We start from the raw sequence: 25,824 nt of genomic DNA, 5'->3' as shown, positions 1-25,824 counted from the left end.
GGCAACAGGCCCGTCCATTAACTATCATGCACTGATTCGCACATGCTTGACGACGACCCCGCGCCCACCACAAAGGCCCCGCTACCAGTGACGATAACGGGGCCTTTGCATTTGTCTATTCAGTTAATTGCGATTGGCTGAGCTGTTCGGGCAGCGTTGCCAGCCAAGGACGCAGTGGTTATTAGTGATCAACCGCAGCCTCGGTGCCAACACCGGTCAGGGAGCGAACTTCCATCTCAGCTGCCAGGTCATCGAAGTTATCCGGCTTGCCCATGTAGGTGGCGATGATGCCAGCCAGGAACGCCAGCGGGATTGCGAGCAGACCCGGCGAGGTCAGCGGGAACCAGGAGAAGTCAACCGACGGAATCATCGAGGACTCGCTGCCGGAAACTGCCGGGGAGAAGATAATCAGAACCAGCGAGGCGATGACACCGGTGTACATGGAGGCAACTGCGCCTGCGGTGTTGAAGCGCTTCCAGAACAGGGACATCAGGATGGTTGGTACGTTTGCGGATGCTGCCACTGCGAAGGCCAGCGACACCAAGAAGGCGACGTTCTGCCCCATGGCCAGGATGCCGAGGATAATGGCGACAACGCCCAGCACGATTACGGTAATGCGGGAGACACGAACCTGCTCGGCTTCCGTGGCCTGTCCCTTGCGGATCACGGCCTGGTAGAGGTCCTGGCCGACAGACGCGGAAGCGGTAATTGCCAGACCAGCGACCACGGCCAGCACGGTAGCGAACGCCACTGCGGAAATCACTGCCATGAAGATGGAGCCACCGATTTCGAAGGCCAGCAGCGGAGCTGCAGCGTTGGCTCCGCCCGGGGCGGCGTTGATTCGGTCCGGACCAACAAGTGCGGCGGCGCCATAACCGAGTACCAGGGTCAACAGGTAGAAACCACCGATGAGGATGATTGCCCAGGTCACGGACTTACGAGCTTCCTTTGCAGTCGGCACCGTGTAGAAGCGCATGAGCACGTGCGGCAGACCAGCAACACCGAGGACCAGTGCCAGGCCCAGAGAGACGAAGTCCAGCTGCTGAACGAAGGAGCCGCCGTACTTCAGACCCGGCTCAAGAATGGCGGAGGCTTCGTAGCCCTTCTCGGCGATGTGATCCGAGCTCGCGTGCATGTCCACTGCGTCCTGCAGGAGCTGGGAGAAGTTACCCTTAACGCCAACCAGGATGATCAGAGTCATGATGATGACAGCACCGACCAGCAGGACGGCCTTAATCATCTGCACGTAAGTCGTGCCCTTCATACCACCGATGAGAACGTAAGCAACCATGATGATGCCGACGACCGCGACAACGATGGACTGCTGAGTGGAGTCGTGAATGTTGAGCAGCACGGCGACCAGGGAACCTGCACCGGCCATCTGCGCGATGAGGTAGAACAGGGTCACCGCGAGGGTCGAGATAGCAGCCGCAGTACGTACCGGGCGCTGCTTAAGACGGAAGGACAGCACGTCGGCCATGGTGAACTTACCGACGTTACGCAGCGGCTCTGCAACCAACAGCAGCGCGACCAGCCAGGCTACGAAGAAGCCGATGGAGTAAAGGAATCCGTCGTAACCAGTCAGCGCAATGGCGCCGACGATACCGAGGAAGGAAGCCGCCGAGAGGTAGTCACCCGCAATGGCAAGACCGTTTTGGGTACCGGAGAACTGTGCGCCACCGGTGTAAAAGTCTGATGCTCCCTTGTTTCCGCCCTTGCCCACTCGAGTAACGATGAACATGGTCGCAACAATGAAGGCGACGAAGACCGCGATGTTGAGAATCGGGTTACCTGCTGCTGCAGTGTCATCTGCAGCAAAGAAACTAGTCAGCATGCCTATGCCTCCTTCTTTGCGACGATTTCAGCGATTTCTCCGCTTTCCAGTGCCTCGCGCAGCTCTGCCTGCATCGGCTCAAGCTTCTTGTTGGCGAAGTTGATGTACACCCAGGTGATGGCGAAGGTGGTCACGAACTGGAGCAGACCAAGGACGATGCCCAGGTTGATATTGCCCAGTACGGGAGTCGCCATGAGATCCGGCGCGAACGTCGCAAGCAAAACGAATGCGATGTACCACACCAGACCTGCGACGGTCATCGGGATGGCGAAAGAACGGAATGTAGAGCGGAGCTCTTGGAACTGCGCTGAGTTTTGCACGTAGCGGTACTCGGCCGCCTGTGGCTTATGCCGGTCTGTCGGCAAGGGAGTTGCGGACACGGGCTAATCCTTTCCAGGAAGTTATGCAGGTGTTCGTAATGAGGTTCAGCACAGCCACCCCGAGGGTGTGCCATGCACCACATTTTTCATTATGTGTGGAAACAAAGTTACCTGGAACACAGTTAGCAAAGAAGTTAAATGCGGCTAACTACTTCTCAGCGAGCCTTAAGGCACCCCCAAAAACGCCATTACCTGCATACTTAGGCGCCGTTTTTACTACCCCCATTTACGCCGTTGTACTCGTGTTCTCCGCTTCTTCCGGCAATGGCTTACTCTGACGCCACCACCACAGCGCTTCGATAATGACCGCGCCGATGGCCCCCACGATCAGCGCGGGAATCAACAGCTCCCGCCCTACCCAGTACAGATTAAGCACTGTGGCCACTGAACGAACCGAGAAGATGAACAGGTAGGCTCCTGCCGATACCGCCAGCAACAGAACCTTCCACCAGGTGTATGGCCTAGCCACGACCACCAAAACCCAAAATGCCGAAACAATCAGCACAATGAGGGTCGCAGTAGACGCCTCCCCTCGTGCCGCATCGCTGGCGTCGACTCCCGGGTTTGCCCACAACCAAAACATGAAGGTCAACAACCCCACCGTGATGCCCGCCGGTATCGCTAAGCGCAACACGCGCCGCACGAAACCATCGCGCGCACGCTCCAAGTTAGGAGCCAACGACAGCACGAACGCCGGGATTCCAATTGTGAACCAACCCGTAATCGTCACGTGAATCGGCTCGAATGGATAATCCATCCCCCACAGCCCCACAGCCAGCGCCAGCACCACCGAGTAGATGGTCTTCGTCAAAAAGAGGTTGGCCACACGCTCGATATTGCCAATGACGCGACGCCCCTCCGCCACAATCATCGGCATCACGGCGAAGCGATTATCCAACAGCACCAACTGCGCAACCGAACGTGTCGCCGGCGCCCCATCGCCCATAGCCACGCCCAGGTTCGCCGCTTTTAGCGCCAGCACATCATTGACACCATCACCGGTCATCGCCACATGATGCCCCCGCGACTGCAGCGCATGAACCATATCGCGCTTATTCTCCGCCGTGACACGGCCGAAGATCTGCCGCGACTCCACAATGCCTGCGAACTCGTTGCGGATCTCGGTGGGCTTGGCTTCGCTATTCTCATCGCGGCTGACCGGAAGCTCAGACGCATCGACAGGATTGTTAGCCCCCTCCATTTCCAGCTCACGTGCAACAGCCCCCACGGAGCGGTCATTGTCACCAGAAATGACCTTGACCTCGACGCCTTCTTCATAGAAGTAGGCCACCGTGTCCGCCGCATCTGAACGCACCTTCTGCCCCAGCACGACAAGTGCGACTGGCTCCAACTCCACCTCGCCACTCTTCCGCAGCGCACCGCCGGGCAGGTCATCTGCCCCAACTGAGGTCCGCGCGAGCAGGAGCACACGAAGTCCTTCCTCCATAAGCTCCCGAGCTTTCTGCATGCCGACCGCGGAGTCGTCGACAAGCACATCGGGCGCGCCGAAAACCCACGTCGCACCGCCGTGATATGTCAGCGCCGACCACTTATTCGCCGAGGTAAAGGGGCGGGTCTCGGTCTGCTCATGCTTTACGACGTCCCCTGCGTCCGCAAGCCCATCGAGCAGTGCGCGAGCCGTTGCGTTGGGGCGATCGTCGAGCTTGCACAGATCGATGAGTGCCGAGTCGACCTCCTCGCGGGAGGTACCGTCACCCGATACGATGTCGACTTCCACTAGCTGCATCGCGTTTTCGGTAAGTGTGCCGGTTTTGTCGACGCACACGGTGTCAACGCGCGCGAGCCCCTCAATGGCGGGTAGTTCGTTAACCAGCACGCGATGTTGCCCCAAACGCACCACGCCAAGGGCAAACGCGATGGTGGTCATGAGAACAAGCCCCTCGGGAACCATGGGCACCAGCGTGGCGACCATTGCCAACAGCGCATCATTGAGATCATCGCCGGCGACGAAGAGCTGCGTATAGATTGCCAGGGCGCCGACGGGAATGAGAATCCAGGAAATGTAGGTCAGAATCTTGTTGATGCCGCGGAAGAGCTGGGAATCAGTCAGCGTGAACTTGTTGGCCTCAGCTGCGAGCTTGGCGGCGTAAGCCTCCTTGCCCACTTTGGTGGCCTGATATCGCGCCGACCCCACCACGACCGAGGAACCCGAGTAGACCATGTCCCCAACGCTCTTATCGACGGCATCGGATTCACCAGTGAGAGAGGACTCATCGACAGCCACGTCAGAGGCATAGCGGAGAATACCGTCAACGACGATTTGGTCACCGGGGCCGACCTCGATGAGATCGTCGAGGACGACGGACTCGCGGTCAATCTCGCGAGCCGGCTCACCGTCGCGAATGACCATGGGCTTTGCACGGCCGACAATGGAAAGCTTGTCCAGTGTGCGCTTCGCACGCAGTTCTTGGATGATGCCGACGATAGAGTTAGCGATAATCAGCAGGCCAAAGGCACCGTTGACGATTGAGCCGGTATAGAGCACGACCGCAAATAACACAGCGAGAATACCGTTAATCCGGGTAAACACATTGGCACGGATGATGTCCCACACACTGCGCCCGGATGTTGGCGGCAGCTCGTTGACGTGCCCCAATTTAATGCGTTGCTGGACCTGCTGTTGAGTAAGACCGCTGTCGGGGGTTTCCCACGAGCCCATGACTGCCTACCCTATTCGCCTAGTTGCTGAACCTATTCGACCTATTTGCCAATAAAATTCGGTTCGCGCTTTTCAGCTCGCGCCTTCGATGCCTCCGCAGCATCCTCGGAAGCCCAAACCGTGTCGTAGAGCTCCTGCTGGTAGTCCTTCAACGGGCTATGTGTCTCATCGTCGTTGAGCACAGCCTTGTGGTAGGCCAGTGACAGTGGCGCGTAGGTGGCGATACGGAGCGCTACCTCCTCTGCCTTGTCCGGCCCACCGAGGTAGGAAGCCAGACCGCAACCGCGGGCGGCTTCCTGATCCATGCGCTCAGCCGCCAACAAAATAGTGCGGGCACGGGCACCGCCAACGAGTACACGTACGCGGCGAATTGTCCAGGCATCGACAGCGATACCCAGCTTGACCGGTGGAATCATAAACCAACCGCGCTCACCCACGACACGCAAATCAGCTGCCATCGCCAGCTGCATGCCAGCGCCGACGGCCGGCCCCTGCACATCCGCAATAACCACCAGACGGCTGGCCTCGATTGTGCGCAGCATTCGACGTAGCTGTTCATGAAAGGAATCTTCATGGTGCTGACCACTCAGGTCGGCACCGGCGCAGAAAGCGCGACCTTCGCCGCGCAGCAGGATAACGCGCTGCTCTGGAACCTCAGCGGCAGCTTCCACCGCATCGGCGATGTCACGACACACGTCGGCAGTCAGGGAGTTGCGCTTGTGATCTCGGTCAATGGTGATAGTGACAATCGCGCCGTCGGCTTCGACACGGATTTCAGATGCTGGGTTCGTCATAGCACTTAGGCTACCCGCGAAACACCAATAGTGATGGGGCTATAAGCAAATCTAAATTCGCTTATTCGTTGCCAAATACCCGCGGGTCTCCGCTCATTCGCCCGTCGGCACGCGCCATCGACGCAATCGTCTCCATTTCTTCGTCAGTGAGCTCAAAGTCGGTGACCTGAAAGTTCTCCTTGATGCGCGACGGAGTGCCCGACTTCGGGATGGCAACAATGCCACGCTGGAGGTGCCAGCGGATAGCAACTTGGGCGGGAGTTTTACCCAGGCGATCTGCGATTTCAGCAATCGGCGAGCCCTCAAAGTACTTGGCGCGCCCCAGCGGCGACCAAGCCTGCGTGACAATACCGCGACGACGATCGTCTTCAACCTGCTCATTCTGCGGGAACTGCGGATGCAGCTCAATCTGGTTGACCACCGGAGTCTCCGAGAGCTGGTCGAGCACCTCTGGGTAGAAGTTCGCCACACCAACCGAGCGAATTAGCCCCTCCCGCTTGAGCTCTAGCAGCGTATCGAAACACTGCCCAAACGTTCCTTGCTTCTCCACCGGCCAGTGCACAAGCACCAGGTCGACATAGTCAAGACCGAGCCGATCCAGAGACGCCCGCACAGACTCGCGCGTCGCCGCCGGCTCCTGCGCATCGTTCCAGACCTTTGTTGTCACGAAGATATCTTCACGCTTTACGACGTTCGCAGCGACCGCATCAGCAATTCCCTGCCCAACTCCACGCTCATTTCCATAGAGCGAAGCGGTGTCAATGTGGCGGTATCCGAGCTCCAGGGCGTAGCGCACGGATACGCGCGCCTGTTCATCATCAAGCTTGTAGGTGCCAAATCCCAGAATCGGGATGGCGTTGCCATCGGCCAATTCGAGGTTGGCAATTCCGGTTGTCGCTGCATCGTATTTCAGCTCGAGTGTGGTCATACCAACCGAGTGTACGGACGGAAACTCAACGGCGCTGGTACCCCTGGGCGGTCGACTCTTGCAAGTTTGCGGAGATTTTTTTAGGTTTTTTCTTCCCCTCTGACCTGCGGTTTAAAAAAGTGATCACCATTCATTTTGTTGCGAGAAGTTGACGCGGTGTTGTGTTTATACAACACTTTAGGGTGTGTCCCCAAAGATTAAACCCAAAGAACCGATATTCAACAGAATCTCAGTGCTCCGGGCAGAACACGGACTCAGCCGAGCAGAACTAGCCAAGAAGGTTGAGGTCAATCCTCAAACGATTGGCGCATTGGAGCGAGGTGACCACTACCCCAGCTTGGATCTGGCATTTCGCATCTGCGCGGTGTTCGACCTTCCCGTTGAGGCAGTGTTCTCTCGCGAGGAATTCAAGCCCATGTCCTCTGCCCTATACCGAAAGGAAAGCAACTGATGCCGCCTATTCAGACTGATATCGAAATACCGACTTTCCTCGAAAAGCTGGAGGCCCGGCGCGAGGCTAAGTACGTTAAGCGCGTCGAGCAGATGTCGACCTGGCTGCCCAGGTGGCGCAACCAATCAGCGCGACGGAAGCTCGTCATCGCGCTTGAAGTGTGCCTGGTACTGATGCTGATTAGTGGCATCGCGCTTCTCGGCGCTCTGACCGACGTTTTCCCGTCCTGGCCTTCTCTGCTCTGGCCCGCGACTTCCCTCGTCATGATCTTCGTCTGGACCGGCCTCAACATCACCGTCGACATGGTCGACAGTGCGCCCATCGCACTGCTGGACGAGTACCAGCAGGAGCAAATTTTGAACCTGCGAGGACTCACTTACCGCTGCTTCACCTACTTCGGCCTGGTGTCCTTCCTCGCTCTAGTTCTGGTGGGCACCTATGTTCTAAACGCACAACCTGACTGGGGACACTACATTCCGTACAGCTTCGGAATCTTCGGCATCGTCATCTTCCTCTTCATTTCCACGCTGCCGACCGTCGTCTACGCCTGGAATCTGCGAGACGAATAGCCCACGTAGCTCACAGCAGCTCCCTCTTGGAGCCCCACAACTCACGACTACAACAAAACTCACAAAGGATCACCATGAACAGCCTCATTATTGATGGGCTTGAGAAGTCCTACGGAGAACTGCAGGTTCTCCGTGGCATGAGCTTCCAAGTTCACCCTGGAGAAATCTACGGCTTCGTCGGCTCTAACGGTGCCGGCAAGACCACCACCATGCGCATTGCCCTCGGCGTACTGGCCACCGACAAAGGCGAAGTACGCATCGGCGATACCCCGATGAATGACTCGCTGCGCCGCACGATTGGCTACATGCCAGAAGAACGCGGTCTCTACCCCAAGGCCGAGGTTCGCAAGCAGCTGATTTACTTTGCTCGCCTACACGGTGTGCCCACCAAGCGCGCGGAGTCCAACGCCGACAACTTGTTGGATCGCCTCGGTCTCACCGAGCGCGCTAACGACAAGGTCGATACGCTCTCGCTCGGCAATCAGCAGCGCGTGCAGCTGGCCGCCTCCCTCATCCACGACCCAGAAATCCTCGTCCTCGACGAGCCCTTCTCTGGTCTCGACCCAGTTGCGGTCAAGGTAATGAGCTCCGTACTCAAGGAGTACGCCGACCGCAGCACCCCGATTGTGTTCTCTTCCCACCAGCTCGACCTTGTCGAGCGCATGTGTGACCGCGTCGGCATCATCCGCGACGGCCGCATGCTCGTGGAAGGCACTGTTGATGAGCTGCGAGCACGGGGCCCACGGGCTTTCGTCGTCAAGCTCGATGGTGCGCCCCAGGATTGGGCGACCTCCGTCGAGGGCGTGACAAGCGTGGAGCGTGATACCCATGGTGCCACCGTCGTTCACCTCGATTCCAACGCCCCCGCCGACACCGACCAGAAGCTGCTACACAGCGCGATGGCAGCGGGCACAGTCCGTTCATTTGGACCTCTGCAAATTCCACTTACCGAGCTCTACCAGGAGGCCGTACAGCAATGAGCACCAACACCTACAACGCCTCAACAGCCATCAAGACTGTTTTCGCCCGCGAGCTCCGTGAGCACCTGCTGAAGAAAAGCTCGCTAATTACGCTCATCATCATGGCGGTGGCGGCCGTCGGCGGTATCTTCGTAGCCGACTACATGACCTCCAAATCCGACAATGAAACCGTCAAGATTGCGGTCGTCGGTGAAGCTCCATTCGCAGACTCCCTCGCCGACGCCACCGCCGAAATAAAGAATGCTGACGGCGCGGATGCCGCAGCCGGCGCATTCGCCACAGCATCGCTCTCACCGTTGGATATCACGTCCGCAGCAGACGACAAGGCCGCCCGCGCCGCTGTTACCGACGGCGATGCCGACGCCGCTCTCGTACCCGACACGGCAGCAGGCAAGGAAGGTTCGTGGAAGCTGCTTGCCGACGATGCCCCATCCTGGCTGGCTCCAATGCTGCAGGAGTCGCTGCAGAAACAAAACGAAGCCATGCTGCTCAGCGAGAACGGAATCAACCCCAGCGAGTTTTTCTCCAAGACTCAAAGAGCAGCCGTGTCGGTGGAGTCCCTGGATGAAGCCAAAGACGAGAAGATGCCCGCGATGGTCATCACACTGATTGGTGTGATGGTCATGATGACCGCCATCCTCGTCTTCGGCGGCGCAGTTGCCACCAGCGTCATTGAGGAGAAGTCCTCCCGCGTCATCGAGATCATTCTCTCGACCGTTCGCCCATCGCACCTGTTGGCCGGCAAGATCCTCGGCGCCGGTCTGGCTGGCATCATCATGATGAGCGTGCTGACCGCCAGCGCCGCAGTTGCCCTCACGATTACCGGATTGGCGGAGAGCTTCGATGTCCCGTGGTCCGCAGTCTGGCTACTGGTGCCGTGCTTCATCCTCGGTTACTTCTTCTTCGCCGCACTGTACGCGGCCTCCGCATCCTTGGTCAGCCGTATGGAAGATTTCCAGGGCGCACAGATGCCGGTACTGGTGTTCTCGCTGATCACGATGTATGTTCCGCTGTTTGGCTGGAGCAAGCTGGACTCGACCGTCATGCAGATTGCCTCGTGGATTCCGCCAGTTTCCATCACTACCGCCCCGTTGCAGTACGCCGTTGGCAACTTCTCCGCACTCCAGTTGGCGGCTTCGCTGCTGATCATGGTTGTGGGAGTAGCCGCAGTCATCGCCCTCGCCGCCTGGATCTACCCGCGCAATGTCCTGCGCACCGGTGCCGCGGTCAGCTGGAAGAAGGCCCTGACGGCCAAGAGCTAGCCCCCCCCCAGCCCGGCCCAAAAGGAGCGTGGCCCCTTCAGCCACAGTCACCTAAAACCGAATAGTCGTCAATCGCGTAGTTTGCTCAGCGCACCTTATAGGCCTTTGCGCAGCGCACCTTATAGACCATGGTCCGCCGCAAACTGCGCGATTTTTCCTGTCTCGCCATAGGAGGTCTGCGCCCCCACGCCTGTCGCCGCATGAGCCGAGACCACCGCCGCAAGACGAGCTGCCGTCACCACATCATCGCCCGCGGCCAACGCGGTGAGGACCGTACCCATGTACGCATCACCACAGCCGGTGGTGTCCACGACCTCGATGGGCAGCGCCGGAATACGCGTGACTGCCACCTCGCTTTCCGACGTCTTCAGGACCGCAGACCCCTCCCCGCCAAGTGTGACAATGGCGGTGGAAATCCCGTGTTCGTCGGCAAGCGCGCGCCCAACCGCATCCCACTGACCGTGCTCGCAACCGGCGACCGCGCGCTCGGAGCCGATAATGGCTGCGAGTTCGTGCTCGTTAACAATGAGGACATCGACCAACGCGAGCAGGTCCTCGCTGACCGCACGGATTGGAGACAGGTTGAAAACCACCGACACACCCGCATCGTGGGCAACCTGTGCGGCGGCCAGGACTGCCTCATCACAAATCTCCAGACACAGACCAAGGCAACCCGCCCGCTGAATCTTGTCCGTATGACTGCGCACCATCTCGGCATCGACTTCACCATTGGCGCCAGCGGAGATAACAATGAAATTCTCCGCTGCATCATCAACGACGATCATGGCCGTACCAGTGGCAGAGTCGACGGTCTCAACTGCAGAGATGTCCACGTGAGCGTCGGTAAGCGCGTCGCGCAGCAACTGTGCGTTGGGATCCGAACCCACCGCGCCGACCAACTCCACCGTCGCTCCCAGCCTTCCAGCCGTCGCCGCCTGATTCGCCGACTTACCTCCCGGCAGAATGCGCAAAGGACTGCCCTCGATAGTCTCACCACCATGCGGAAGGCGCTTCACAGTTACAGTCAAGTCTGCGTTGATGGAACCGACGACGCATACGTTTGGCCTCTGTTCGGCCAGCTCGGTGAGGCGCTCAGTAATCGGCATTGGTTCGACTCCTCGGTAGTGCGGACACGTTTTTTCCGACAATAGCGCTACCCCTTTCCGCCCACCATCAACTAAGCCGGTTTACCCCTTGTTTATTACCGTGGAGGTATGGCTAGAATCAGCGCCCAACAAGTAATAGATACCGTCCTCGACCACGGAAGTTTCACATCCTGGGACGGCGCTCCCGAGCACGGCGACATCGACGAGGCTTACCGCGGCACACTGTCCCGAGCCTCTGCTAAAACAGGTCTCGATGAGGCCGTCATTACCGGCGAGGGCACCGTCGGCGGCAAGCGCGTCGCGGTCATCTGTTCTGAGTTCGGCTTCCTCGGCGGTTCTATCGGCGCCGCTACCGCTCGTCGGATTATTCGCAGCATCGAACGCGCGACCGCGGAGCAGCTGCCGCTGTTGCTCTCCCCGACCTCGGGCGGCACTCGCATGCAGGAAGGTACCGCGGCGTTCGCGCTCATGATCTCTATCACCACCGCAGTGGCGCGCCACAAGGATTCTCACCTGCCATTCCTGGTGTACCTGCGCAATCCCACCACCGGCGGCGTCATGGCGTCGTGGGGGTCGGCCGGTCACTTCACCTTCGCAGAGCCCGGCGCGCTTCTCGGCTTCCTCGGCCCGCGCGTCGTCGAGCTCGCTACCGGCGAACCCATGCCCGAAGGCGTTCAAACGTCCGAGAACCTGTTCAAGCAGGGCATTATCGACGGCATCATTCCGCTCGAGGGTCTGCGCGGTGCTGTCCGCCGCACCATCGACGTGCTTGCCGACGGAGACCCCAGCGAGCCCACCCCACCGCCAGCAGCAACCATTGATGGTCGCGACACCTGGCAGGCCATCCTTCGCACCCGCGATACTTCTCGTCCAGGTGGCGGCGATATTATCGATGCCCTTGTCGACTGCTCCGTGCCAATCTCCGGCACTGGCGATGGCCACAAATCGCTGTCGGTCCGGGCTCGCCTGGCGCGGATTGGTGAGCGGCCGGTGATTCTGGTCGCGCAGGATCGCCATAACCAACCGCCCCTGGGCACGCATCCAATGGGTCCGGGTTCGCTGCGTTTTGCCCGCCGTGCGATGCGCATCGCGGAGAGCCTGAACATTCCGCTGGTCACGGTCATTGATACCCCCGGCGCTGAGTTGACCAAGGACGCCGAGGAAAATGCCATGGCCGGCGAGATTGCCCGCACCTTGACCACACTGGTGAACTTGAAGGTTCCGACCGTGTCACTCATTCTCGGCCAGGGCTGCGGTGGTGGTGCGCTGGCCATGCTGCCCTCTGACCGCGTGCTGGCAATGCACGATGCCTGGATGTCCCCGTTGCCGCCGGAGGGCGCTTCGGCGATTATTTACCGAGACACCGAGCATGCCCCAGAAATGATGGAGGAGCAGGGCGTTGGCGCCGAGGCCATGCTGAAGACCGGGGTCATCGACGAGATTGTGGACGAACCTGAGGATCCGTCAGACCTGCCCCGCCGTGCCCTGAGCGCTATCGAGCACGCCCTCTGGGAACTGGAGAAAAATCCAGCGCGCGTTGGCCGAGAGCAGCGTTTCGACCACTACCGTCGCTTCGCACTGGGCGAATAAAGGGGCAGGAAGCACGAAGCGAAGTTCAGCCGACCAACGGAGCCAGCGAAGACCTTTTACTTAACGTCCAACAGGTCAATGACGAAGACCAGGGTCTTACCGGACAGGAAGTGTCCTGCACCAGCCGGGCCGTAAGCCTTCTCCGGCGGGCAAATCAGCTCGCGGCGACCGCCGACCTTCATGCCCGGAATGCCTTCCTGCCAACCGGCAATCAGGCCGTTCAGCGGGAACTCGATGGACTGGCCACGGTTCCAGGAAGAGTCGAACTCTTCACCGGTTTCGTAGTCAACACCCACGTAGTGGACCTCGACACGAGCACCCGGGGTAGCCTCCTTGCCGTCACCGACAGTGAGGTCGTTGATGACGAGCTCCGTCGGAGCCGGACCGGACTTAGCAGTGAGTTCTGGCTTGGACAAGACAATCTCCTATCACAGTTGGCTTTTATCAAAGTTGGCAATTATCCCAACTCAAATGGACCCAACTTAAATGGGGTTTCTTAAAATTCTAGGAAAAATAAAAGGCGCGTACCAACCTTTCGAAGGCTAGTACGCGCCTTTTCGCGTTTTTCAACGCTGGACTTTTCTATGCTGAGTTACCTGCGAGGAACCCCTACGCTGTCATCGCTAGAAACCTTAGCGCTGGTCGCGCGGAACGAAGTCACGCTCGGTCTCGCCGGTGTAAATCTGGCGAGGACGGTTGATCTTCGATGCCGGGTCAGTGACCTGCTCGTTGAACTGAGCGATCCAACCCGGGAGGCGGCCGATGGCGAACAGGACGGTGAAGAAGTCCGTCGGGAAGCCCATGGCGCGGTAAATCAGACCGGTGTAGAAGTCAACGTTCGGGTAGAGCTTGCGGGAGACGAAGTAGTCATCAGCCAGTGCAATCTCTTCCAGCTTCATGGCCAGATCCAGCAGCTCGTCACCGCCGAGGTGCTCGAGCACCTCGTGAGCGGTCTTCTTAGCGATAGCTGCACGCGGGTCGTAGGACTTGTAGACGCGGTGACCGAAGCCCATCAGGCGGACGCCCGGCTCCTTGTTCTTCACGCGGTTCATGAACTCGGTAGCGTCGCCACCGTGGTTCTGCTGGATGTCCTCGAGCATCTCCAGAACAGCCTGGTTAGCGCCACCGTGCAGCGGGCCAGACAGAGCGTTGATACCAGCAGCGATGGAGACGAACATGGAAGCGCCGGAGGAAGCGACCATGCGGACGGTGGAGGTGGAGCAGTTCTGCTCGTGGTCAGCGTGCAGGATGAGCAGCTTGTCCAGAGCATCAACCACTACCGGGTCAACCTCGTAGTCAGCGGTCGGGTAACCGAACATCATGCGCAAGAAGTTCTCGCGAGCGTTCAGGCTGTTGTCCGGGTACATGTACGGCTCACCCTTGGATGCACGGTAAGCGTATGCAGCCAGCATCGGGACCTTAGCCATCAGGCGAACCGCAGCCAGGTTGCGCTGCTCTTCGTTCAGCGGATCCAGCTCGTCCTGGTAGTAGGAAGCCAGAATGTTGACCGAGGAAGCCAGGGTCTGCATCGGGTGTGCGCCACGCGGGAAGATGCTGAATGCGCGACGGAAGTCCTCGTCCAGCAGGGTGTGGTGACGAATGTCGTGGTTGAACTGCGCAAGCTCTTCCTCAGACGGAAGGTGGCCGTGAATCAGCAGGTAGGAAACCTCGTTGAAGGTAGCCTTCTCAGCCAGCTGCTCAATCGGGTAACCGCGGTAGCGCAGGATGCCGTTACCGCCGTCGATGTAAGTGATCTTGGACTCGGTAGAACCGGTTGCGGTGTAGCCCGGGTCAAAGGTGGTCAGTCCAGTTTCCTGGAGCATCTTGCCCAGTGCAATACCGTCGTTACCCTCGGTTGCCTTGACGATGTCCATCTCGAACTCGCCGCCCGGGTAGTGGAGTACAGCCTTGCCGTCTTTAGTAGCCACAACTTCCCTTTCACAGAAAAATTCTTCTTAACGACTCCAGAGTGCGGGGGAAGCAGGCACAGCGGAAAACAGCATGCTGCCTCCCAACTCCACGCCACCCCTTCGAGGTCGCATTGTTTCCAATGATTCAATTATGCGCGACATTTGCGTTCCATTGCATCTTGCCCTGTGAAAAAAGTTTGCTTAGTTCACATCGACCGTGCCGTAACCATAAAGAACCGACACCTGCAGTGGATTAGAACACACAATATCAAAGAGTGTGAGCAGTGCAACACCCTCTACCCCATTCGGGCAGCCTGGGCTTACCCAATCTTGACCCCTCTTCACCCCGAAATGCAAATGGAAAAACGGGTTTATTACGTTGTCACTGCTCATTTACTAATCAGGAGGTCAGGAGCCCATTCAACAGCCGATGTCTTGAAAAGTTCAAAAACCATCGAGCCAACGCCCGAAAACACATCAACTAAATCCACAGTAATTCACCTCTCTCCACCCGCCCGAGGCCCCACATCGCTAAGTTTTCAGCGCCAACAAAACTGGAAAAAATTCTTCGCAAACTTTGCAAATACGCCAATCCACCCTGTTTTGTTATGCAAAGTACGCAACCGGGGGCAATTGAACCCCACCCTTTTGCTATAAGTACCCCCGATTACCGCTAGAGTTTGAAGACAACGGCTGTATATCAAGCTTCACTTTGAATGCACTTTGAAAGGTTGCGCCTCATATGAGCGATCAATTCCCAGTCCTCCCTGAAGAGTTCCAGCCCGGCGACGGCCGCTTTGGCTGCGGCCCGTCGAAGGTTCGCCCGGCACAGATTCAGGCAATCGTTGACGGCGGTACCTCTATCATGGGTACCTCCCACCGTCAGCCGGCAGTGAAGAACGTTGTTGGTGAGGTTCGCGAGGGTCTGGCTGAGCTCTTCCAGCTTCCGGAAGGCTACGAGATAGTCCTGTCCCTCGGCGGCGCAACCGCTTTCTGGGATGCTGCCACCTTTGGGCTCATCGAGAAGAAGTCGGCTCACCTGACTTACGGTGAGTTCTCCTCCAAGTTTGCCAAGGCCTCCAAGATGGCTCCGTGGCTCGACGCTCCGCAGATCATCGAAGCAGAGCCGGGTTCCGCACCTGAGGTTGTCGCTGGTGAAGAGGGCGTTGACCTCATTGGTTGGGCTCACAACGAGACCTCCACCGGCACCATGGTTCCGGTCACCCGCCCGGCAGGTTCCGAGGGCCAGCTCGTCGCCATCGATGCCACCTCCGGCGCCGGCGGCCTCCCCGTCGACATGTCCCAGGCTGACGTCTACTACTTCTCCCCGCAGAAGTGCTTCGCTTCCGACGGCGGCATCTGGTTGGCTGCGATGTCCCCGGCCGCCATCGAGCGTATTGAGAAGATCAATTCTTCCGACCGCTTCATCCCGGCCTTCCTGAACCTACAGACTGCCGTTGACAACTCCCGCAAGAACCAGACCTACAACACCCCGGCCGTCAGCACCTTGCTGATGCTGGCTGATCAGGTCAAGTGGATGAACGCCAACGGCGGCCTCGACGGCATGGTCGCTCGCACCACCGAGTCCTCCTCCCACCTCTACAACTGGGCTGAGAACCGCGCGGAGGCAACTCCGTTCGTCACCGATGCTGCGAAGCGCTCGCTGGTCGTCGGCACCATCGATTTCGAGGACAACATCGACGCCGCACAGATTGCCAAGGTTTTGCGCGCCAACGGCATCCTCGACATCGAGCCGTACCGCAAGCTGGGCCGCAACCAGCTGCGCATCGGTATGTTCCCGGCCATCGACCCGGAGGACATCCGTCGTCTGACTGGCGCTATCGACTGGGTTCTGGACAACGGCTACGCTGCCAAGTAATAGCAGGGCAGCTAGCAGCAAGGCAGCTGCCAAGTAGCAGTATGGCCGCTGCAACGCAAGGCCAAATTGGTCGCAGAGCAGTCGCCGTTTACCGGCCTCATCCGCTTAACTCCCGCGCCACGCGCAAGGGCATTGCCCCATTTGTCCGTGACGCGGGAGTTTTGTCGTTTACCATGATTAGTGAGCATTACTTATAACGTCGACCAACAAGGAGGTTCTCGCATGAGGGAGCTGAAGCCCGTTCTGGACGGCGATGTGACCGATTCACTGATTCTCGTTCCCGCTGATATCACCGAGCAGGAACGGCAGGAGGGACTTCGCTTCACGCTGCCTCTCGACGAGAACCTGCGCACTTTCCTGGTCGAGCACTTCGAGCTCGCCGATGCCGCTGGTTCCCCTGCTGCAGCTGATTCCGCATCGCTTGCCGACGGATCCAGCGCCACCACCGCCACTGCCAGCGGTAGCTTTGGGGAGAGTGCTACCGCAGAGAGCGGCTCCTCCGACGGAAATTCCACTAGTGACAGCACAGCGGAAGCCACCACCGCAGGCGGCGACTCGGCCGAAGGCAGCGAGGCGGCCGGCAACTCCACTGCGGCAGGCGGGGCACCGAAGAAGACTCCAACTGCGCCGAAGCCAGTTCTGGAAGAGCCCCGGGTCGTTTTGTCGCCGCGCGAGATTCAGGATCGCATTCGCGGTGGCCAAACGGTCGAGGAGCTCATTGAATACAGTGGCATGCAGCCGCGCAAGATTGAGTCCTTCGCCTACCCGGTGCTTGCAGAGCGCGCACGTATTGCGGAGCTCGGCAAGCAGTCGAAGCCGCGTCGCATTGATGGGCCGGCCAAGTTGTCCCTGTGGGAGATTCTCGCCACCGCTTTTGCCGCCCGTGGCCAGGAACTCGCCGATGCCTCGTGGGATGCCTACCGCGACCCAAGTGGGCAGTGGATTGTGACGGTTACTTGGAATGTCGGCCACACCACCAACGTGGCCGAGTGGAGTTACCAGGCGGAGGGACTTTCCGCGCTCACCATTGCTCGCAATGAGCTGGCAGCAGAGCTGATCGACCCCGACTTTGCCCGCCGCAACCGAGACTTGGCTCCGCAGGCCAATCGAGCTGCTGATACCGCGGATACCTCTGAGATGCCAGCCGCATGGCAGTCTTCGGCGGAGCCGCAGCGAGGCCACGGGGAGCAGGACGTTCCGTCGCAAAGCGATGACGCCGACGACGATATTGACGAGACGGAGTTCTTGCAGCACCCGGACGCGGAGCAGCCGAAGCGCAAGAAGAAGACTGTCATGCCGTCGTGGGAGGATGTGCTTCTCGGCGTACGTCCGAACGGCCCGAAGAAGTAGGAGTTTCCCTCGACAATGAGCTCCATGACCAGTGGCAACGCTTCTGATTTCGAATTCTCCGCGATTCGCCGCGGTGTAGTCACAATTTGGTTTATCAGCACCAATGACCCTGCTGCGGCCCTGGAGACAGGTGTTCAGCACGACCGCGGTTTCGGGCGTCGTTTCCTAGCTCTCTATGACTCAACGCTGCCGGTAACACCGATTGGTGATTTCCCGCTCAACCGCTCGGCGGAAACCGGTGACGGTGAATACTACATCGGTGGCTTTGAGGGCGTTGCCGTACTGCAGACGGTTCTCGATGATGTCTCGCAGCTGTCCAAGCTGTCGCCTCGTCTGCGGCAGGAGATTGCCGCCACGGACGTCTTCGCGAGTGTGTCGAATAAATCCACGGGCTTCGGTGCCTTTGCGCATTGGCACGATGGTGAGCTCAAGCGCGCTTTCTCCGCTACTCGCTACCGCACACTGGAAGACATCGGTCTTCCCTGCCCCGCAGAGGGCAGTTTCTGGGCGGGCAAGCACCGCCCGCTGCCCGACGCTTTCGAAGATACGGGTTCACGTCCACGCGAGGGGGTCGGTTTGCCGTTCGTTCCGGCAGAGCTTGCCGACGCCGTCATCACCGACTGGCTCGGATTCGACCCGCATTCGCCCGCTACAGACATCCCTGTTAGTGGTTTTGCGGTGGATGGCCGTCGTGCGGCTCCCGGAGCTTCGTATTCGACGTCTCGTAGTCCACGCGGGCTAATGGGTGAGCCGGGTTCGTCCGAGTCTGGCGCAGAGCTTGACCGCGCCTACGACGACTACGAAGTTCACAACGCAGAGCCGAACCGAGACTTTCTGGAGGAGCTCAGTCGCTTTGGGGCTAAGGCCAAGAACTTCGCTGGCCGCACCTGGCGGCGGGCGCGAGGCAAGTTCGGGAAATAGTTTCTACCGCCCTGCGCGCTGCGACTGAACGCGCAGTCGCTCGTAGAACGCGATCGCCGCGGAGGTAGCCACATTCAGGCTGTCAGTTCCCGGTGACATGGGAATGCGAGCACGCACATCGGTGGCTGCCATCGCGTGCTCGGTAAGCCCCTGCCCCTCAGCGCCAACGAGAATCGCGACCTTGTCCGTGTCCATGGCATCCCACAGGTCCACCGTGCCCGCAGGGGTCATCGACACCACGCGGAAGCCCTGCTCTTTGAGCTGGTCCAAGCTTCGCTGCCAGGTGGTCGTAGTACCGGGCAGAGTCGCAAATGGGACTGTCAGCACATGCCCCATGGAAACGCGCACGCTGCGGCGATACAGCGGATCGGCGCAGGCCGCGCCGAAGACGACCCCATCCACGCCCATGCCCGCCGCGTTACGGAACAGGGCTCCGATGTTCTCGTGGCCGCCGACGCCCTCCATCACGGCCAAGGTGGTGGCTCCGCTCAGAACTTGGTCCACCGATAGCTCCGGCGCGCGGTCAGCGGTGGCCAGAAGGCCGCGGTGAAGATCAAATCCGGCCGCTGCGGCCAGAACCTCGCGGTCGAGTTCAAACCAGGGCACCGTTTCCGCAATAGCGGCCTCGCTCGCGGTCAGTCCGTCGGCAAGCGATGCGAGCTTCTGGCGAGTACCAAAGACTGCGCGGAGCGGAAAGCGTGAGCGCACTAACCGCGGCACAATGAGCGTGCCTTCGGCGATGACCAGCCCCTTCCCACCGGGCAAATCGGGGCGGGAATCGGACTTGTTGAGGTTGCGGATGTCATCGAGACGGCTGTCGGCGGGATCGTCGACGACGATGGGCGCAAAGCGTTCGAGGGATGTGGTGGTACTCATGGAAACTCTTTAGCCGCCCAGCAGAGCGGTGAACGGATCGGCGGCGAAGTAGATGATGAACAGGCCGGAGACAATCCACATCAGCGGATGCACGGACTTGGCACGACCCGAGAAGATAGCCATCGCAGCAAAGGTGATGAAACCGATGCCGATACCATTTGCAATCGAGTAGGTAAACGGCATGGTGACAATAGTCAAAAATGCCGGCAGTGCGATGTCGAAACGGGTGAAATCAATCTCGGTAATCTGCCCGATCATCATGGCACCGACGATGACCAGCACTGGCGCGGCAGCCTCGATGGGCACGATTTCATAGAGCGGGGTGAAAAACATCGCCGCCAGAAAGAGGATGCCGGTGACAATGTTGGCAAGGCCAGTCCGTGCACCATCGGCGATGCCCGCTGCGGAGTCCACAAAGACGGTGTTCGACGAGGAGCTGACTGCACCACCGACAATGGCACCGGTGCCTTCGACAACCAGTGCGCGCTTCATGTCCGGCAGCACACCGTCTTCATCGACAAGTGCGGCCTGCTTGCCCAGACCAGTCATCGTGCCCATGGCATCGAAGAAGTTCGCCAGGACCAAGGTAAACAGCAGCATGGTGGCGCTGAGGGCACCGACGCGGGCAAAGGAACCGAAAAGATCCACAGCTCCAACGAGGGACAAGTCCGGCATGCCGCCTACGCGGTCCGGCAGAGTCGGTACCGCAAGATTCCAACCGGTCGGCACTGGCTTGCCATCAGCGAAGGAGGGGCCCGCATCCGTCAAGGCCTCGACTGCGAGCGCAATGATGGTATTCAGCACGATGCCGATGAACAGGCCACCTGGAATATTGCGGACAACCATGATGCCGCAGATAATCAGCCCGAGGACGAACACGGCGGTCGGCCACGAGGCAATCTGACCATTGATGCCGAGCTGCACCGGAACAGTCGTGTCAGCGGCATCGGGAATACGGCGAACCAGGCCACCGTCGACCAGACCAATCATGGCAATGAATAGGCCGATACCCACACTCATCGCGGCCTTCATATCGGACGGAATCGCGTGGAAGACAGCTGTGCGGAATCCGGTCAGCGCCAGCAGCACGATAATCACGCCGTCCAGCACGACCAGGCCCATCGCTTCTTCCCAGGCCAGCCCCTCGTTAGCAACGAATGTCACGGCAACCAGGGTGTTGATGCCCAGGCCCGTCGCAATGCCGAAGGGGTACTTGGCAAAGAGACCAAAAGTAATGGTCATGACACCCGCGGCGAGCGCGGTGACAGCGGCGACCTGTGGTATCCCCAGGCTATTGCCGTTGACATCCTCGATATTGCCGAGGATCAGCGGGTTGAGCAGAATGATGTAGGCCATCGCGAAGAAGGTCACTACGCCACCGCGAATCTCGGTCACGGTCGTCGAACCGCGCTCCGTGATGTGAAAATAGCGGTCCACTGCCGAAAGATGGCTCCCCTTCCGTGCAGGCTTGGAGTCCTTCGCCTCATCTGAGGATGTTGCAGAGGTGGACGTACCTTTGTCCATTTTTTATGCCTCTCTAGAGTCTCTTTACTATCCGTGTCAGAGCGGAATTTTTGTGCCGAAAGCCGTAACGGTGCAGTCTCTGGGGCCACGGTGACGTCGAAACTGCACCTTCTTCGTCATCGCGTTTGCCTAGGTGGAAAGCTACAGGTGGGAATCCTGGTAGGGTTCCGCCACCGGTGCGCCCTGCCCCGTTACTTCCGGGATAGCTGAGTGAGCACCGCAGCCGTGGTCAAAGCTTACGGCCGTGGCATCGAATGTCCATTCGTTGACGCACACACCCCAGTTCTTACCGAGCGGCCCGGTCAACGGAACCATAAAGGCGCAAGTTCGGCAGCGGTGCAATGCTTCCCGAGCAAAGTCACTCTCGGGGCCGGTATCGCCCTCTTCCCAACGCTGCTCGGTATCTTCCACACCACGCGCCGACAAGGTGCGGGTCTGCAAGTCATCGCCGTCGAGTCGCTCATCTCCCACTGCAGCCGGCAACAGATCGCGCGGACCGAGGTCACCGGGGCGCAGCCGCTCCTCGTAGGGCACCCATTCAGGCGCCTGCAGCGCGGTTTCGCCAGGAACAAGAGCTACTTCACTGACCGTCGCCTGTTGAGTACCCGGCGCGCACGCGACCACCACATGCCACTCCCAGCCCCTGTATCCGGGCAGGTCAGCCGCAAAACGATGCACCGCAACGCCCTCGCCTACGACACTTACACCGGTGTGCGCGCCGGCAGGCCCCTCCCCGAGCTCTTCAATCGCGGTACGGGCAGTGTCGACCGCCTGGTGATTCATCACCTTCCCCCGTCGGCGGCTGTTTCGGGAACGTCGTCGATTTTCAGTCACGTTTCCTATCCTAGAGTGAAGCTATGGACAGATTCCCGTCGGGCGACGCAAAACTCGCCCGCCCCTTCCACTCATCACGCTTTACGACGGCCCGAGCTGCCATCCTCTCCGTGACAACTGCCGCCCTATTGGCCGGCTGTGCGGCTGAAACTGGTTCAGGTGGCGATCCCTCAGGCGAGGCCCCTTCTAGTGGCGCTAGTGCGGACTCGAACTCCGGCACCGCCCCAAGGTCGACTTCGGCATCGGTTAATCCCTCCGAGCTGGTCGGTGCCGATAAGGTGCCGGGGCTCGGTGACGTTCCGACACTGAAACTGGCCATCGAGCAGTCCTATCCTGTCTTGGCTCCACCACTTCCCACGGAGAAGAATGTCGCTGCGCCTTTTGTCCAGGGCCTTGAGTTCGAACCCGATGGCTCTTTGTTGATGGGCACCGGCCTCTACGGCGAGTCCCAGATTTACCGATTACCGCAGTGGCTCGACAACTCTGCAGCCGAGCCGACCAACGTGGAAGATTTACAGCCTGAACTCTTCGGCGAGGGGATTACCCGTCATGGAGATACCGTGTGGCAGCTGACGTGGAAGGAAGGACGCGCCATTGAACGCGACGCGGCTACTCTCAAGCAGCGTCGCGAGGTTCCCTTCGACACCGAGGGCTGGGGCGCGTGCTCCTTCGATGACACCATCGTGACCTCCGACGGCAGTGGCACCCTCACTTTCCGCGCCCCCGATGACCTCTCTTCCCAGCGTCAACTGGCGGTCACTGCAGCAGGTACAGAGACAACGTGGCTCAACGAACTCGAGTGCGTCACTGTCAACGGCGACGCAGCTCTGGACGAAGTGCCGGACGAAGTACCAGCGGACACGAGCGATTCAAACAACCAGAGCAACGCGGACGGACCAAACTCCCCGCAATCGCACCGCGAGATTTGGGCCAACGTCTGGCAGAGTCCATTCATCTACCGCATCAACCCGGAAGACGGAAAGGTCACAGGCATCGTCGATGCCACCGAACTCTTCCGCGACTTGTACGCGCAGCTCTCCCCGGCAGAGCAAAACAGTATTGATGTGCTCAACGGCATTGCTCTAATGCCGGATTCTTCCTCTACCCCCCCCAATGGCCCCCGCCAGTTCCTGCTCACAGGGAAGAAATGGCCCACGGCCTACCGTGTTACCGTGAGTGAATAGCAGTATCTGGCCCGAAAACGGCTAGTGTGACTGAACGTAGCTTCAATTCCGTTACGAATGTCGGGAAGTGAGAGTTGATGGGATCGAGTAGGCGCCGCTGGCAACAGAATAGTAAGGCGTTCATGGTTGTCGGCGCTATTGTCGTGGTGGGTCTTGTCGTCACCGGCATTGTCCTTGCTGTCAATAAGTGGACCAACCAGGCAATCGACGACCCGCACGCGCTGTCCATCGAGGTCATTCAGGACGGCGAAACCACAGAGGTTCTTCCCTACCGCGTCTGCGACCTCTTTGAGAAGAATGCCTGCACCACGACTGAGGCCAACGCCGCCAAGATTTCTCTGGGCGAGCAGGAGACAGCTGAGGTTAACGTCGGCTCCACTGTTGGCTCTAACTCTTGGACTCTGCAGCGTTTCTTCTCCGACGATGCGGTCAACTCCACCTCTCGCAAGGATCCGGGCGAAGCCACGACCGAGACCATCGCCGGCTCCGCAGCTGTTGCCGGAAAACGCACCCCACTCGGGGTCGTGGAGGTTTCCACCGCGCTCATCGGAAAGAACTCCGAGGGCGAAGAGACCACCTACGGTATTACTTGGTCGATCGTCAACGAACCGTCGTAAAGCACAGCAAAACGCCCGCTCACTGAGGTTATCCACCTTCGTGAGCGGGCGTTTTTCACATCTTCTACCGACTTACGAGTCCAGCTCGCGCGCGACCGCACGCAGGACTTCAGCCATCTGGTGGCCGTCCTTACGCTCCGGGTAACGCCCGGCGCGCAGGTCACGCTGCACCGTCGACTCCAGCATGGAAATCATGTCCGAAATCATGCCGTTGAGATCGCTGGGGCTGTGCTTCTTTGCTTGACGACGGGCTCCTGCGCCCCCACCTGCCCCGCCACGGCGGTGACGGGCACCGCGCGGTCCCTCGTCGAGCACCTTGATCCGGAGAGCCTGCGGGCCTGGGCGGCCGTCAGCGTAGTCGTACTCCAGGCGCTGACCAGTTACGAGTTCTTCCACACCTTTCGGCAGCACGTTCTTGCCGATGTAGACATCTTCACCGTCCGGATTCGAAACGAAGCCAAAACCGCGATCCTTGTCGTACCACCTGACCTTACCGATGGGCACTTTCCACCTAACCTTCCCGTGCCCTGTGACTGGGGGCACTCAACCTCGTTCCCCCTTGTGCAGCGGTGACTGCCCTTCGGGGTCTTCGGATCGGAGATGCAATTCTTCCGCATTTGCCACCGTCCTCGCACGCACAAACGGCCAGAGTTAGAGGCTCGCTCGCGGCGAGCCTGGCCAGACAGGATCGCGAGGATATGCCGGGCCGGGCGCTGTCTTAATGGTGTTCCTTTAATTAAGGTGCGACCAAAACAGGACGCACTCCAACGGGGAACACATTATTTATTACTGCTTACTAGTGCGAAGTGGCGGCAGCGGTAGCGGCGTGCATGTGCACGTCACCTCCGATTACCTAAAGAACTCAATTATACCCATAGATGGAGACATAAAGGGAAGACGGATTTGAGTGAAGCGAGCACGCTCGCGGATTGACACACCGAGACGGCAACTAACTGCCAGCGTTGGTTCTTTATGGCTATCTCTTATGGCCATCCTTCTCAGTGCATGCGGCGCGCCAAAACCGGAAAAATAACAAGACGATAACGTGAGCTTTATCACATTTTGAAGTTTTAACTTACACAACACCAATAACAGTCACATCTCTTACCTGCAGTTTCACCTACTTTTATGCATATTTCCCACCTGCGCTCAAAATTAAGAATCCGGCGATTCGCGTGACTATTTCGTTATCAACCGCTACGGTGTGCAATCGACGCGTTTAACGGACGAAGTCGCATAGATCGCCTTCATCTCACTCCAGTGCGATGACATCGGCCCGTTATCAATAACGTGAAGAACTTTCCATAAGAGTGAGATGGGGTTGCATTAGCCCCACTGGCGCCACAAAGAAAATCGACGAAAAGGAAATTTTCATATGGCTCGCCACGCAGCTAAGACCAACACCTTCGCTTCCACTTCGGCAAAGGTTGCACTGACCGGCGCAATCCTCGGTGCCGGTGCCGCTATCTTCGCACCGACCGCTTCTGCAGCTCCGGACTCCGACTGGGACCGCCTGGCACAGTGTGAGTCCGGCGGCAACTGGCACATCAACACCGGAAACGGCTACTACGGCGGTCTGCAGTTCTCCGCAAGCACCTGGAACGCTTTCGGTGGTAACGAGTTCGCTTCGACCGCTGATCAGGCTTCCCGCGAGCAGCAGATTTACGTTGCTGAGAAGGTCCTGGCTCAGCAGGGTTGGGGCGCATGGCCGGCTTGCTCCGCAAGCCTGGGTCTCTCCTCCGGCCCGACCGATCGTCCGCACCCGAGCCAGGGCTCCGCTCCTGTTCGCGCACAGGCCGCTCCGGCAGCTGCTGCTTCCGACTCCAAGACTGACCTGGTCCAGCAGTTCGCTGACCGCCTGTCCAACGTCGACAGCCTGTCCGACGCTCAGGCACTCATCGCTGAGTTCCGTGCACTGACCGGCGAGGTTGAGCTCCCGCAGGAACTGGTCGCAGCCATTCCGTTCGACCTGTCGAAGCTGCAGGGTCTGATTTAAGACTTTCGAGCTAGCCAGCTCATCACAGTAGCCCCGAGGGTAATCCCCCTCGGGGCTACTTTTTGCCTTCCGCAGATTGGCGGTGCCGACCCAACGCGAGTTAGTGACTGCGTTTATGACAAAAATGGCCCGGTAGGTTCAGGCGGTGAATGCATCACC

At 59.3% G+C, this 25,824-nt stretch carries 23 protein-coding genes; 11 read left to right on the top strand and 12 right to left on the bottom strand.

Annotated features, from left to right (window positions below; translation table 11 throughout):
* Positions 1–181 precede the first annotated feature (181 nt).
* The 5 genes from HMPREF2787_RS02440 to HMPREF2787_RS02420 all read right to left on the bottom strand — a co-directional run bounded on the left by HMPREF2787_RS02440 (position 182) and on the right by HMPREF2787_RS02420 (position 6,616).
* Positions 182–1,834 carry a solute symporter family protein gene (locus tag HMPREF2787_RS02440; RefSeq protein ID WP_016423297.1) on the bottom strand — a complete coding sequence of 551 codons (1,653 nt, stop codon included), beginning with the start codon at positions 1,832–1,834 and terminating at the stop codon, positions 182–184.
* Positions 1,835–1,836: 2 nt separating this feature from the next.
* Complete coding sequence (locus HMPREF2787_RS02435) at positions 1,837–2,214, bottom strand: DUF485 domain-containing protein (RefSeq protein WP_070437585.1); 378 nt, start codon at positions 2,212–2,214, stop codon at positions 1,837–1,839.
* A gap of 226 nt (positions 2,215–2,440) precedes the next feature.
* On the bottom strand, positions 2,441–4,894 hold the full coding sequence (locus HMPREF2787_RS02430; RefSeq protein WP_070858293.1) for an HAD-IC family P-type ATPase: 2,454 nt from the start codon (positions 4,892–4,894) through the stop codon (positions 2,441–2,443).
* A 41-nt stretch (positions 4,895–4,935) separates the two neighbouring features.
* Positions 4,936–5,688, bottom strand: a complete 753-nt coding sequence (locus tag HMPREF2787_RS02425; RefSeq protein ID WP_048733677.1) for an enoyl-CoA hydratase — start codon at positions 5,686–5,688, stop codon at positions 4,936–4,938.
* 61 nt (positions 5,689–5,749) lie between these two features.
* Entirely contained in the window at positions 5,750–6,616 is an 867-nt protein-coding gene (locus tag HMPREF2787_RS02420) for an aldo/keto reductase (RefSeq protein WP_070858292.1), read from the bottom strand.
* Positions 6,617–6,800: 184 nt separating this feature from the next.
* Here HMPREF2787_RS02420 and HMPREF2787_RS02415 point away from each other — a divergent pair, with 184 nt between their 5' ends.
* The 4 genes from HMPREF2787_RS02415 (at position 6,801) to HMPREF2787_RS02400 (ending at position 9,878) form a co-directional block, all read left to right on the top strand.
* Positions 6,801–7,067, top strand: coding sequence for a helix-turn-helix transcriptional regulator (locus HMPREF2787_RS02415; RefSeq protein ID WP_048733683.1), 267 nt, complete (start codon positions 6,801–6,803; stop codon positions 7,065–7,067).
* A complete protein-coding gene (locus HMPREF2787_RS02410; protein ID WP_070858291.1) occupies positions 7,067–7,636 on the top strand; it encodes a hypothetical protein in 570 nt (189 codons plus the stop codon). Before HMPREF2787_RS02415 ends, HMPREF2787_RS02410 begins: the two co-directional genes overlap by 1 nt.
* Positions 7,637–7,710: 74 nt before the next feature.
* A complete protein-coding gene (locus HMPREF2787_RS02405; RefSeq protein ID WP_070858290.1) occupies positions 7,711–8,616 on the top strand; it encodes an ABC transporter ATP-binding protein in 906 nt (301 codons plus the stop codon).
* Positions 8,613–9,878, top strand: coding sequence for an ABC transporter permease (locus tag HMPREF2787_RS02400; RefSeq protein WP_070858289.1), 1,266 nt, complete (start codon positions 8,613–8,615; stop codon positions 9,876–9,878). The genes HMPREF2787_RS02405 and HMPREF2787_RS02400 overlap by 4 nt, the downstream gene beginning before the upstream one ends.
* A gap of 119 nt (positions 9,879–9,997) precedes the next feature.
* On the opposite strand, the gene HMPREF2787_RS02395 is transcribed toward HMPREF2787_RS02400, so the two are convergent.
* Positions 9,998–10,984 (bottom strand): ribokinase, encoded by a 987-nt coding sequence (locus HMPREF2787_RS02395; protein ID WP_070858288.1) that lies wholly within the window; start codon positions 10,982–10,984, stop codon positions 9,998–10,000.
* Between the two features lie 108 nt (positions 10,985–11,092).
* On the opposite strand from HMPREF2787_RS02395, the gene HMPREF2787_RS02390 reads away from it, so the two are divergent.
* Positions 11,093–12,574, top strand: coding sequence for a carboxyl transferase domain-containing protein (locus HMPREF2787_RS02390; RefSeq protein ID WP_070858287.1), 1,482 nt, complete (start codon positions 11,093–11,095; stop codon positions 12,572–12,574).
* A gap of 56 nt (positions 12,575–12,630) precedes the next feature.
* Here the strand turns inward: HMPREF2787_RS02390 and HMPREF2787_RS02385 are convergent, their stop codons facing one another.
* Positions 12,631–12,990, bottom strand: coding sequence for an FKBP-type peptidyl-prolyl cis-trans isomerase (locus HMPREF2787_RS02385; RefSeq protein WP_005511805.1), 360 nt, complete (start codon positions 12,988–12,990; stop codon positions 12,631–12,633).
* A 216-nt stretch (positions 12,991–13,206) separates the two neighbouring features.
* A complete protein-coding gene (locus tag HMPREF2787_RS02380; protein ID WP_083326633.1) occupies positions 13,207–14,502 on the bottom strand; it encodes a citrate synthase in 1,296 nt (431 codons plus the stop codon).
* A 724-nt stretch (positions 14,503–15,226) separates the two neighbouring features.
* Here HMPREF2787_RS02380 and serC point away from each other — a divergent pair.
* From serC to HMPREF2787_RS02365, 3 genes are all read left to right on the top strand, one after another.
* Positions 15,227–16,363, top strand: coding sequence for a phosphoserine transaminase (gene serC, locus HMPREF2787_RS02375; protein ID WP_048733705.1), 1,137 nt, complete (start codon positions 15,227–15,229; stop codon positions 16,361–16,363).
* Positions 16,364–16,585: 222 nt separating this feature from the next.
* On the top strand, positions 16,586–17,713 hold the full coding sequence (gene sepH, locus HMPREF2787_RS02370) for a septation protein SepH (RefSeq protein WP_083326632.1): 1,128 nt from the start codon (positions 16,586–16,588) through the stop codon (positions 17,711–17,713).
* Between the two features lie 24 nt (positions 17,714–17,737).
* Complete coding sequence (locus HMPREF2787_RS02365; protein ID WP_246818292.1) at positions 17,738–18,634, top strand: DUF6928 family protein; 897 nt, start codon at positions 17,738–17,740, stop codon at positions 18,632–18,634.
* A gap of 3 nt (positions 18,635–18,637) precedes the next feature.
* Here the strand turns inward: HMPREF2787_RS02365 and HMPREF2787_RS02360 are convergent, their stop codons facing one another.
* The 3 genes from HMPREF2787_RS02360 to HMPREF2787_RS02350 form a co-directional block, all read right to left on the bottom strand.
* On the bottom strand, positions 18,638–19,510 hold the full coding sequence (locus HMPREF2787_RS02360) for a TrmH family RNA methyltransferase (RefSeq protein WP_070858286.1): 873 nt from the start codon (positions 19,508–19,510) through the stop codon (positions 18,638–18,640).
* A gap of 9 nt (positions 19,511–19,519) precedes the next feature.
* Positions 19,520–21,034 (bottom strand): NCS2 family permease, encoded by a 1,515-nt coding sequence (locus HMPREF2787_RS02355; protein WP_016423312.1) that lies wholly within the window; start codon positions 21,032–21,034, stop codon positions 19,520–19,522.
* A 141-nt stretch (positions 21,035–21,175) separates the two neighbouring features.
* On the bottom strand, positions 21,176–21,868 hold the full coding sequence (locus tag HMPREF2787_RS02350) for a DUF3027 domain-containing protein (RefSeq protein WP_224433761.1): 693 nt from the start codon (positions 21,866–21,868) through the stop codon (positions 21,176–21,178).
* A gap of 23 nt (positions 21,869–21,891) precedes the next feature.
* On the opposite strand from HMPREF2787_RS02350, the gene HMPREF2787_RS02345 reads away from it, so the two are divergent.
* Positions 21,892–23,052 (top strand): glutaminyl-peptide cyclotransferase, encoded by a 1,161-nt coding sequence (locus HMPREF2787_RS02345; protein WP_070858285.1) that lies wholly within the window; start codon positions 21,892–21,894, stop codon positions 23,050–23,052.
* A gap of 122 nt (positions 23,053–23,174) precedes the next feature.
* Positions 23,175–23,669, top strand: coding sequence for a DUF2771 family protein (locus tag HMPREF2787_RS02340; protein ID WP_016423315.1), 495 nt, complete (start codon positions 23,175–23,177; stop codon positions 23,667–23,669).
* 72 nt (positions 23,670–23,741) lie between these two features.
* Here HMPREF2787_RS02340 and HMPREF2787_RS02335 read toward each other — a convergent pair whose 3' ends face one another.
* On the bottom strand, positions 23,742–24,173 hold the full coding sequence (locus HMPREF2787_RS02335) for a cold-shock protein (protein ID WP_005511873.1): 432 nt from the start codon (positions 24,171–24,173) through the stop codon (positions 23,742–23,744).
* Positions 24,174–25,044: 871 nt separating this feature from the next.
* Here HMPREF2787_RS02335 and HMPREF2787_RS02330 point away from each other — a divergent pair.
* Complete coding sequence (locus HMPREF2787_RS02330; RefSeq protein WP_016423316.1) at positions 25,045–25,665, top strand: transglycosylase family protein; 621 nt, start codon at positions 25,045–25,047, stop codon at positions 25,663–25,665.
* Positions 25,666–25,824 lie beyond the last annotated feature (159 nt).

This window comes from Corynebacterium sp. HMSC061H03, from assembly GCF_001838215.1.
Lineage (GTDB): Bacteria > Actinomycetota > Actinomycetes > Mycobacteriales > Mycobacteriaceae > Corynebacterium > Corynebacterium jeikeium_D.
The sequence above is the reverse complement of the archived record's forward strand: the minus strand, read 5'-3'. Positions and strand labels throughout refer to the sequence as shown.